The organism is Bradyrhizobium sp. LTSP849 (assembly GCF_000938255.1).
Taxonomy (GTDB): Bacteria; Pseudomonadota; Alphaproteobacteria; order Rhizobiales; family Xanthobacteraceae; genus Bradyrhizobium.
The window spans coordinates 1-9690 of the sequence record NZ_JYMR01000006.1 but is presented as its reverse complement, the minus strand read 5'-3'; the positions used below and the strand labels follow the sequence as shown (position 1 = coordinate 9690).

Genomic DNA, 9690 nt, shown 5'->3' with positions numbered 1-9690 from the left:
CGCCCGCATGCGGCGGTGTCGGTCGGGAGCGCGCGCGATCGCGGTCGTGTGGTGTTCGTGTTCCCCGGACAGGGCAGTCAGTGGCCATCGATGGGCCGAGCCCTGCTGGCGGAATCGGCGGTGTTTGCGCAGGCGATTGCGGCCTGTGAGACGGCGTTGTCCCCTTACACGGACTGGTCGCTGACGTCGGTGCTTCGCGGGGATGAGGATCTCGAAGCCTGCCTGCTGGAGCAGGTGGACGTGATCCAGCCTTCGCTGTTTGCGATGAATGTCGGCCTGGCCGCGGTGTGGCGCAGTCTCGGACTGCAGCCATCGGCGGTTGTGGGCCACAGCCAGGGCGAGATCGCAGCCGCCGTGGTTGCCGGCATCCTGTCGCTTGAGGACGGAGCCCGGGTGGTGGCGCTGCGCAGCAAGCTGTTGAGGGGCCTGAGCGGGCGCGGGGCCATGGCGGTGACGGAGCTTGCGGCTTCAGTTGTGGAAGAGCGGCTGAAGGCAGCGGAATGGTCCGGATTGTCGGTGGCGGTGGTGAACACGCCGGGCTCGACGGTCGTCTCGGGGCCGACTGAAGTGGTCGAGCGCTGGGTCGGCCGTCTTGGTCAGGAAGGCGTGTTCTGCCGGCAGGTCAATGTGGACTACGCCTCGCACAGCGCGGAGATGGACCCGATCCTGCCGGAGCTGGAAGGCTTGCTGTCGGATCTTGCGCCACAGGCAGGCGAGGTGGCGATGATCTCGACGGTGACGGGAGCGCGCTGCGAGGGGACGTCACTGGACGGATCCTATTGGTGCCGGAACCTGCGGCAGACGGTGCGGCTGGACCTTGCGCTGGCCGAGTTGATCGGCAGCGGGCACGGCGTGTTCGTGGAAGCGAGCGCGCATCCGGTGCTGGCGATGCCGCTGTCTGCGGCGAGCGGCGAGCATGGCGTGGTGGTGGGATCGCTGCGCCGTGACGGCGGCGGGATGTCGGAGCTTTTACGCAATCTCGGCGCGCTGCATGTTCATGGTGTTGGTGTTGACTGGGCGAAGGCGGCGGGAGCGGGTGCGACGGCACCTGTTGCGTCACTTCCGACCTATGCGTTCCAGCGGCAGCGTTACTGGCTGGAGGCTGAGAAGGCGAGTGGGGACGCCGCGACGATGGGGCTGTCGGATGCGTCGCATCCGCTGCTTGGCGCTGCGACGCCGCTTGCGGAGAGCGACGGGTTTTTGTTGACGGGCCGGTTGTCGTTGTCGGAAGCGGGCTGGCTTGGCGATCATGCGGTGTTCGGGACGGTGCTGCTGCCGGGGACCGGGCTGCTGGAGCTGGGCTTTGCGGCGGCGCGCGCGGTTGGATTGACGGAAGTGTCGCAGCTGACGCTGCTGGCGCCGCTGGTGCTGCCGGCGGAGGGCGGTGTCCGGCTTCAGGTTCAGGTGGATGGTGGCCAGGCCATAAGCGGCCGAAGCTTGAGCATCTACAGCCGCGCGGAAGATGCGGCTGAGGGCGGCTCGTGGACGCTGCATGCGCAGGGCGTGCTGGGCGAGGCCGCGGAGCAGGAAGCCGCAGCGCAAGACGGTGGGCTTGAGGCAAGCGGGCTCGAGGCGTGGCCGCCGATAGGCGGGACATCGATCGACTTGACGGAGCATTATGTGAAGTTGCAGGCCCGCGGCTACGGGTATGGGCCATCTTTCCAAGGGCTTCGAGAGGCGTGGCGGGTTGGCAATGCGGTGTACGGCCGTGCCGTCCTGCCGGAGGCGCTGTCTGAATCGGCGGAAAGTTACGGCTTGCATCCGGCGCTGCTGGACAGTGCGCTGCATGTTCTGACGCTTGCGCAGGTCGAAGACCTCGGCGACGGGCTGGTGCTGCTGCCGTTCGAGTGGTCGGAAGTGTCGCTGTCAGCGATGGGAGCACGTGAGTTGCGGATCCGCGCGTCAGTGGAGCGCAGCGGCGAGGGCGAGGCCCTGGCGCATCTGCAACTCGCGGATGGTCACGGGCGGGTCGTGGCGCATGTCGGGGGCTTGCGGCTGAAGCAAGCGAGCGAAGCGCAGATCCGCGAGGCCTCGCGCGGCGAGACGCAACATCTGTACCGTCTGGAATGGCGCGCGGTGGCCTTGAGCGAGGCCGGCGCTGAAGCGGTGCCGCTGATGGTGGGCAGCGACAGCGCGCTTGCGGCGCGCCTGGGGCTTGATCACGCCGAGAGCGTGTCGGCACTTGTGGCGCGGCTTGATGCGGGCGCAAGCGTGCCGGGCCAGATCGTGTTCGACCATCTGTCTAAGATGGGCGGCAGCGTGCTGGCGGCGACGCATGCGACGGCGGAACGCGGTCTTGCCGAGCTGCAGGGGATCCTTGGCGAAGCGCGTCTGAACGAGACGCAGGTCGCGTGGCTGACGCAGGGCGCGGTGGCGACGGGTCCCGATGAAGGCGCGAGCGGGCTGTCCCGTGCGCCGCTGTGGGGACTGGTGCGAAGCGCGCGGGCGGAACATCCGGATCGGCGGCTGCAGCTTGTTGATGTGGATGCGCTGCTTTCGGATGCTTCGTTGCTGTCGAGGCTGACGTCGACGACGTCTGAGCCTGAGCTCGCCCTGCGGCATGGTTCGGTGCTGGCGCCACGGCTGGTACGGGCCGGAGTCGGTGCGGGCGAGCCGCGACGTCTTGCTGTTGGCGGGACGGTGTTGATCACGGGCGGGGTCGGCGAGCTTGGCCGTGAGGTTGCGCGGCACTTGGTCGCCAAGCACGGAGTGCGACATCTGTTGCTGACGTCGCGTCGCGGAATGGCGACGCCTGGAGCGACTGAACTGGTCGCCGAGCTCGAGGGGCAGGGCGCGCAGACTGTTGAAGTGGTGAGCTGCGACGTCGGGGATCGTGATGCGGTCGGTGCGGTGTTGCGCGCCATCGCGCCGGATCGTCCGTTGACGGGAGTATTCCATCTTGCCGCAACGTTGGACGACGGGATCGTGCCGGCGCTGACCGTCGAGCGGCTGGAGCGTGTGCTGCGACCGAAGCTCGATGGCGCCTGGCACTTGCACGAGCTGACGGCGGATAAGGATCTTGCAGCGTTCGTGCTGTTCTCGTCGGCGGGAGGGCTTGGCAGCCCGGGCCAGGCGAATTACGCGGCGGCGAACGTATTCCTTGATGCGCTGGCGGCGGAGCGTCGGCATCGCGGATTGGCTGGGCAGAGCCTGCTGTGGGGGCTGTGGGAGCAGCGCGGTGTCGGCATGACGGCGCATCTTGGCCGCGCCGAGCTGATGCGGATGCGGCGGCAGGGCGTGCAGGCGCTGTCGCTGGAGCTTGGGCTCGAGCTGCTGGATGCGGCGCAGGCGCTACCCGAGGCGATGGTAATTCCGATCCATCTGGATGTCGGCGCGATGCAGCGCCAGTTCGCCGACGACGTGCCTGCGCTGTATCGTGGCCTGGTGCGCAGTGGATTGCGGCGCGCCTCAGTGGGAAGCGGCGACACTAATAGTCTGCGGTCGCGGCTGGCCTCGCTTGCGAGCGACGCGGAGCGGCTGCAGGCGCTTGTGGAGCTGGCGCAGGAGGAGATCGCGGCGGTGCTGGCGCTGCCCGGGGCCTCGTCGGTGCCTGCGGACCAAGCGCTCAAGGATCTCGGTCTGGACTCGCTGATGGCGGTCGCACTCCGCAACCGGCTGTCGGGGCAAATTGGAGCCAAGCTGCCGACCACGCTCGCCTTCGATTATCCGACGGCGCAAGCGATCGCGCAGCTGCTGCAGGAGAAGATCGCTTCCAGCGAGCGTGCGTCGCAGCGGCAAGGTGTGGGAAGCAATGGTAAGGCTCGATCGAAACTCGAAGGGCTGACGTCACTCGCGGCATTGCTTGACAGCGCGGATCCCGAATTTCTGCGCCAGCTTGACCTGGAACGCCGGCTTTCAGGCTTGGCGGAGATGAGCGCCCTGCTCGAGAAGGGAAATTCCTCTTGCATCGTTCCGATCCGCCCCGGATTTGGAGATCGGGTCCTGATTTACATCCCGGGTCTCGGCCACGGCTCCACCCGTGAGAACACGCCCCAGGCGATTAAGGACTTGGGCGGAGACTATCCCATCGCGGGTCTCAATCCATACCCACTCGCAGAGCAAGGGCTTCTGAACGGAACTGTCGAAGACCTGGCTTTGAACTATGCGCCACACGTGGAGTCCTGGATCGGTGACCGGTCCGTGTTTTTCGTTGGAGGCTCTTTCGGCGGCGTTGTCGCCATTGCACTGGCTGCCGAATTGGAACGTCGGGGCCATCACGTGACGGGAGTTGCCTTGCTCGACACGCAGTCGCCGCCTGACCTCACCTCCGTGCCGACATCGATGATGCAGGTGGTCGACGGAATAGGGTGGGCACATTTGATGAGAACCTATGGCCTTGCCGAGGACGATTCCGAAAGGCTGGCCGAACTCACTGGTGCTCCATCAACCGAGGCCCTGCGCGAGATGATATCCGACAACGTCAAGGGCCAGATTGGCTATGTCTTGCCGGAAGTGGCCGCGCCAATCTACATGCTGCACGCCAAGGACCACGATCCCGGCCTTCGGAGCCTCGAAGACCATTTGGTACCGGATCTGGGCTGGAGCCGGTTTGGGTTAGAGATGACTTCCATCATCATGGTGGGGGGCACTCATAGCTCCATGTACGCCCATCCGGAGATGCCTGGGCATATCGAGGCGCTGTTCGAGAATGGGATCATGACCCCGGGCGGAGCGAAGTCGCCGGCTTTGTCGCCCCTCGTAACCCATTGATCCGTCAGCCCCCGTCTACTGTGCATGGGGTTGTTTTCGCTCTTTTTGTTTGAGGTCATCCCCTCCGCCGCGCCGCGGAGGCATCCACCACGTTCTCCACCTCCTCGTGCCAGGACAAGATCTCCATCGCCAGCACCGGGTGATTGAACCCCTTGAGCTGGAGGTCGTCGAGCGCGCGGGCTTCGACCCATTGCTCGACGATGCCGTAGACGCGGCGGCTGACCACGATCTGGTCGGCCTTGGCCTCGCCGCAGAGGCGGGAGGCGAGGTTGGTGACGCTGCCGATCGCGGCATATTCCAGCCGCTGCTCGAAGCCGACCTGGCCGAGCGTGGCATAGCCGAGCGCGATGCCGATGCCGAAGCCGAGGCTATGGCCGCGGTTGCGCCAGCGCTCGGTCAGCGGGCCGATGGTGTCGCGCATCTCCACCGCCATCTTCACGGCACGCCGTGTGTGGTCCTCGAACTGGATCGGCGCGTTGAACAGGATCATGACGCCGTCGCCGGCATATTTGTCGAGCGTGCCCTCATATTTGAAGATCAGCGTGCCGAGGGCGGCGTGATATTCCCGCAGCACGTTCATCGCCTCCTCCGGCTCGGTCGCTTCCGTGAACGCGGTGAAGCCGCGCAAATCGCAGAACACCACGGTCACCTCGCGGCGCTGGCTGGTGAGCAGCCCCTCGGGACTGTCGGAGGAGGCGATCAGCTGCGCCACCTGCGGCGCCAGGAAACGCTCGAGCTTGCGGATCCGCTCGATCTCACTGAGCTGGGTCTCGACGCGCTCTTCGAGCGACTTGTTCCAGTCCTTGAGCTGCTCGGTCTGCTCGCGCAGCTTGTCGGCCTGGTCGCGCACGGTCTCGTGCGCGGTCTCCAGCGCGTGGCTCTTGTGGTCAACTTCGGTGAACAGCCGCGCATTGCGCATCGCCAGCACCGCCTGGTTGGCGAAGGTCCGCATCAGGCCGATGAGGCTGCCTTCGAACGCGCCGCGGGCGCGGCGCAGCACCACCAGCGAGCCGAGCGTGCCCTGCAGGTCGACCAGCGGTACCACCAGCACCGAATGGAAGCCGGCATCGACCGCGGCGTCGCGCAGCGGCTGCTCGGGCGCGTGGTCGAGATCGGCAAGCGCGATCGGCTCGCCGCTCCTGGCGGCATCGCTCAAAATATTCTCGCCTTCCTCGATCGTGATGTGGGCGCCGTCAGCCGATTTGTCGATGCCGTTGGCCTCGACCAGGTCGAAGCGGCGCGCGTCCGCATCATAGCCGTAGATCAGCACCGCATCGGCGTGGCTGATCTCGAGCGCGCGGGCGGCGATGGTCGGCAGCACGGCGTTGAGGTCGAGCGAGGCGGCGACCGCGCGGCCGACCTCTTCCAGCACCTTCAGCTCGTTGATCGACTGCGCGAGATCGCGGGTGCGCTCTTCGACTTTGGTCTCGAGGTCCGTATAGGTCTCCTGGAGCTGACCGGCCATGCGGTTGAACTGGCCGGCGAGCTCTTCCAGCTCGTCGGAGGTGTGCACGTCGATGCGGTGGCTGAAGTCGCCCTCGCCGAGCTTGTGCGCGCCGTTGCGCAGCGCCGTGATCGGGATGATCATGCGGCGCGCCAGCAGCGTGCCGGCGAGGATCGCGACCAACAGCCCCATGCCGATCAGCAACGCAATGCGCACGAGCTGGTCGCGGATCGGCGTCAGCGCCTGCGCGGTCGGCTGCTCGAACAGCACGTTCCAGCCGAGCTTCGGCACGGTGCTCGCCGCGGTCAGCACCGAATGGCCATTGAAGTCGGTGCCGAACGTATCGCCGTCGCGGCCGGGGGCGATGGCGGCTGCGACCTGCGGCAGCTTCGACAGATCCTTGCCGACATCGGGGCCCTTCGACGAGGTCGCCAGCACGCGGCCGCGTGCATCGACCACATAGGCGAAGGCGGCCTTGCCGAGCTGGGCATCGGCGAGGTAGTCGGAGAGGAAAGAGAGATCGATCTCGGCCACGGTGACGCCGGCATTGAAGCCGGAATGTGCCACCGAGATCGATATCACCGGCTTCTGATCGACGAAAGAGGCCGGCGAATAGCTCACGCCGCGCGCGACCGTGTCGGTGAAGCGCATGTCGCGGGAGAGGTCGGCATTACTGCCGGTCGTGGTCGACTGGCGCGAGACGCGCAGCACCTCACGGCCGTCGCCGTTGAGCTGGAACAGCTGGGAGACGACCGAGACCTGGTGCAGCAGCTGGGCGTAGTCGGCGCGGCGCTTCTCGAGCGTGTCCTGGCTTGCCCGTGTCACCCAGCTGATCTGGCGTTCGAGCTCGGAGACCGACTGCTCCATGCGCCTTGCGGCGGCCTGCGCCTTGTCCCCGAGGGCGTCGGTCAGCGACGTCGTGGTGGCGCGGTAGGAGATCCAGGTCTCCATCGCGCCGTTGACGGCAAGCACGAACACGACGAGGCCGACGAGGGAGACGACGTATTTGGCGAACAGGCCCTCGCGCAGAAACCGAATCTTGCCTTTCGCTCCTGCCATCCGGATCCTCTCGCGCCGCGACGGACGCCGGCGCTATGGGCCGCACGGGCCCTTACGATCTTCTATCACAATTTGGGCCAAGGAACCGGCAAGGGCGGGCAAGGAGCCGACAAGGGACGGGCGGGGATGGCCGGCGGCGGCCCAAATGCCGCAGCCGTCCTTCTCATCCGTTCGGATGAAGAAGTGGACGGGGTGCGGGTGTAAGGACCGCCTCGGAGTCTGGAAGTGTTGGTCCAAAAACTACCGATTAAAGAGTTGCCGCATCACGTCGTTCATCGGCTGGCTGTCCTGCTGGGCGACCGGCGGGTCTTGAGTCGGCTGGGCTTGGGTCGACGGGGCTTGGGTCGGCGGCGCGGGCGAGGCCTGCTGCGGTGCCGGCGTGGTCGGTGTTCCCGGCAGGCCGCGGCTGCGGATGCCGGTTCCAGGGGTGTTGGACAGAGGGCTGTTGGACAATCCTTGCTGGATCATATTGCCGATGGCCTGGCCGAGTGGGCTGTCCGGCCCCGGCAGCTTCATCTGCGGGTTGGCGCTGCCTGCTGCGTTGCCGCCGCCCGGCGCGGCGCCGCCGAGCCCGAAATTACCACCAAGATTGCTCAACATGTTGCCGAGCCCGGCGCCGTCAGGCCCGAACAGACCCTTGCCCATCTCGCGCAGCTTGGCATAGGCGGCATCCGGATTGTCCATCATGCCGCTCATGTCGGGATAGATCTGCGGCTGCGACCAGGAGCCCGAGATCATCACGGGAATGCCGAAGCCGACCGGTTCGGAGGTGCGGCCCTGGCCTTCGGTGGTCATGACGAGCTTCGGCTCGACGCGAAAGCCCAGCATCTTGGTGTCGAGTGCGATGGTGCCGGCGCCGGTGATGCGCACCAGCGGGCCGACCAGGTTGAAATCGGTCGTCACCGCCTGGCCCTTGTCGATGCGGAAGGAGGCGGAGAGTTGCGACAAATCGGTGCTCTGCTCGGTGCTCCCTGCCTCACTGTCCTGCCAGCCGGACAGCTTGCTGGTCGTCAGCGAGCGGATCATCTGTGCGACATTGATGCCGCGGATGGCGCCGTCCTGGAAAGTGACGAAGGCGGTGCCCTGCATGTTCGCCATCAGCGCGCGCTGGCTGGGGCCGGCGCTGCGCAGTGCGAGCTTGGCTTGCATCTTGCCGTCGACCCGGTCGAACTCGGCAAGGCCCTGGAGCAGCGGCAGCGCCCGCACGCCGACGATGTCGGAATGCATGGCAAAGCTCGGTGCGCCGCTGGTCGCATCGAGGATCATCTCGCCCGAGACCTGGCCGCCATAGGCGCCGAGATTGGCGGTGCCTGTCTTCAAGATGCCGCCGGCGAGTTTTGCATCGAGCGCCAGCGGCGCAAGGCGCGCCTGGCCGATGATGGCTTCGTTGGCCGAGATCCTGATTTGCGCATCGACATAATTGAGCCCGGACACATCGATCGGCGCATCGCTCCAGGGCTGCGCGGTCGCGCCTTCGGGCGATTTTGCCAGCGGAATCGTCAGCCGCTGGAAGTCGAGATCGACCTTCACCAAAGGCTTGCTCGCAATATCGACCGAGGCCCAGCCGTTGAAGGCGCCATCGCCGAGCGTGCCGTTGACGCCGTTGATCATCACCATCGGCCCGTTGAGGCGCAGCTCGGCATGGCCTGCAAGCTGCGACGACAGCACGTCCGGCATGTCGATGGCAAAATCCACCGGCGTGGTCTGCCGCTCGACCGGCGGCGCCGGCGTGGTCGCCTTGATGTCGAACCTGGTCGGGTGCTCGCTGATGCGCGCCGTGCCGATGACCTTGATCGTGCGGTCGCGGCCCATGATGGCGTCGGCGTTGATGGCCGTGATGCGGCTGTCGACGCGATCGCGCACGCGCGAGAATGCGACTTCGCCGTTGCTGATCTTGAAACGGTCGATGGTCGCACCATCCATGTCGGGCGCAAGCGCCGCTGGCGATGCATCGGCATTCGGCAGGCGATCGCGCAGCATGGGCAAATAGAGCACGGGATGGGTGACGACGATCTCGCTGATCTTCGGATGGCCCGACCATGCGCTGGACAACGACATGTCGACCTGCACGCGGTCGATGGTCAGGCGCGTGATGCCGCTGCGATCCTTGGGGTTCTGGAGCGTGAGGTCGCTCAAGGCGACGTTCAGCGTCGGCCACAGGCTGATCTTCGTCGTGCCGTCGATCGACAGGCGATAGCCGCTCGCCTGCTCGACGCGCGAGGCAATCGTCGAGGTCAGGAAGCCCGAGGGGATCCCGACCACCAGCAGGAGCGCGATCACGATGATGACGGCGACCACCGCCGCGCCGGCGAATTTAACTGCTCTCATGTCGACGTTCCAACGACGGACAAGCGGCGTCGAAACCCGCCCGGTCACCCGTCCCTCGCGCCTGAGCTTATCCCGGGATGGGAAGCCGCTCCAAGCAGACAAAAATAGTCAGGGGGAGCTGTAAAGTTATGTGACTTATGACACACTTC

3 protein-coding genes are annotated in these 9690 nt (G+C 66.2%); 1 reads left to right on the top strand and 2 read right to left on the bottom strand.

Going from position 1 to position 9690, the window contains the following annotated elements; all coding sequences use genetic code 11:
• Positions 1-15: 15 nt before the first annotated feature.
• Positions 16-4710: an SDR family NAD(P)-dependent oxidoreductase gene (locus UB31_RS06005; protein WP_082078417.1), complete on the top strand. Its 4695-nt coding sequence runs from the start codon at positions 16-18 to the stop codon at positions 4708-4710.
• A gap of 55 nt (positions 4711-4765) precedes the next feature.
• Here UB31_RS06005 and UB31_RS06000 read toward each other — a convergent pair whose 3' ends face one another.
• Together UB31_RS06000 and UB31_RS05995 are read right to left on the bottom strand one after the other, a co-directional pair.
• Positions 4766-7213, bottom strand: coding sequence for an adenylate/guanylate cyclase domain-containing protein (locus tag UB31_RS06000; protein ID WP_045010196.1), 2448 nt, complete (start codon positions 7211-7213; stop codon positions 4766-4768).
• Positions 7214-7453: 240 nt separating this feature from the next.
• Positions 7454-9541, bottom strand: a complete 2088-nt coding sequence (locus tag UB31_RS05995; RefSeq protein WP_045010195.1) for an AsmA family protein — start codon at positions 9539-9541, stop codon at positions 7454-7456.
• Positions 9542-9690 lie beyond the last annotated feature (149 nt).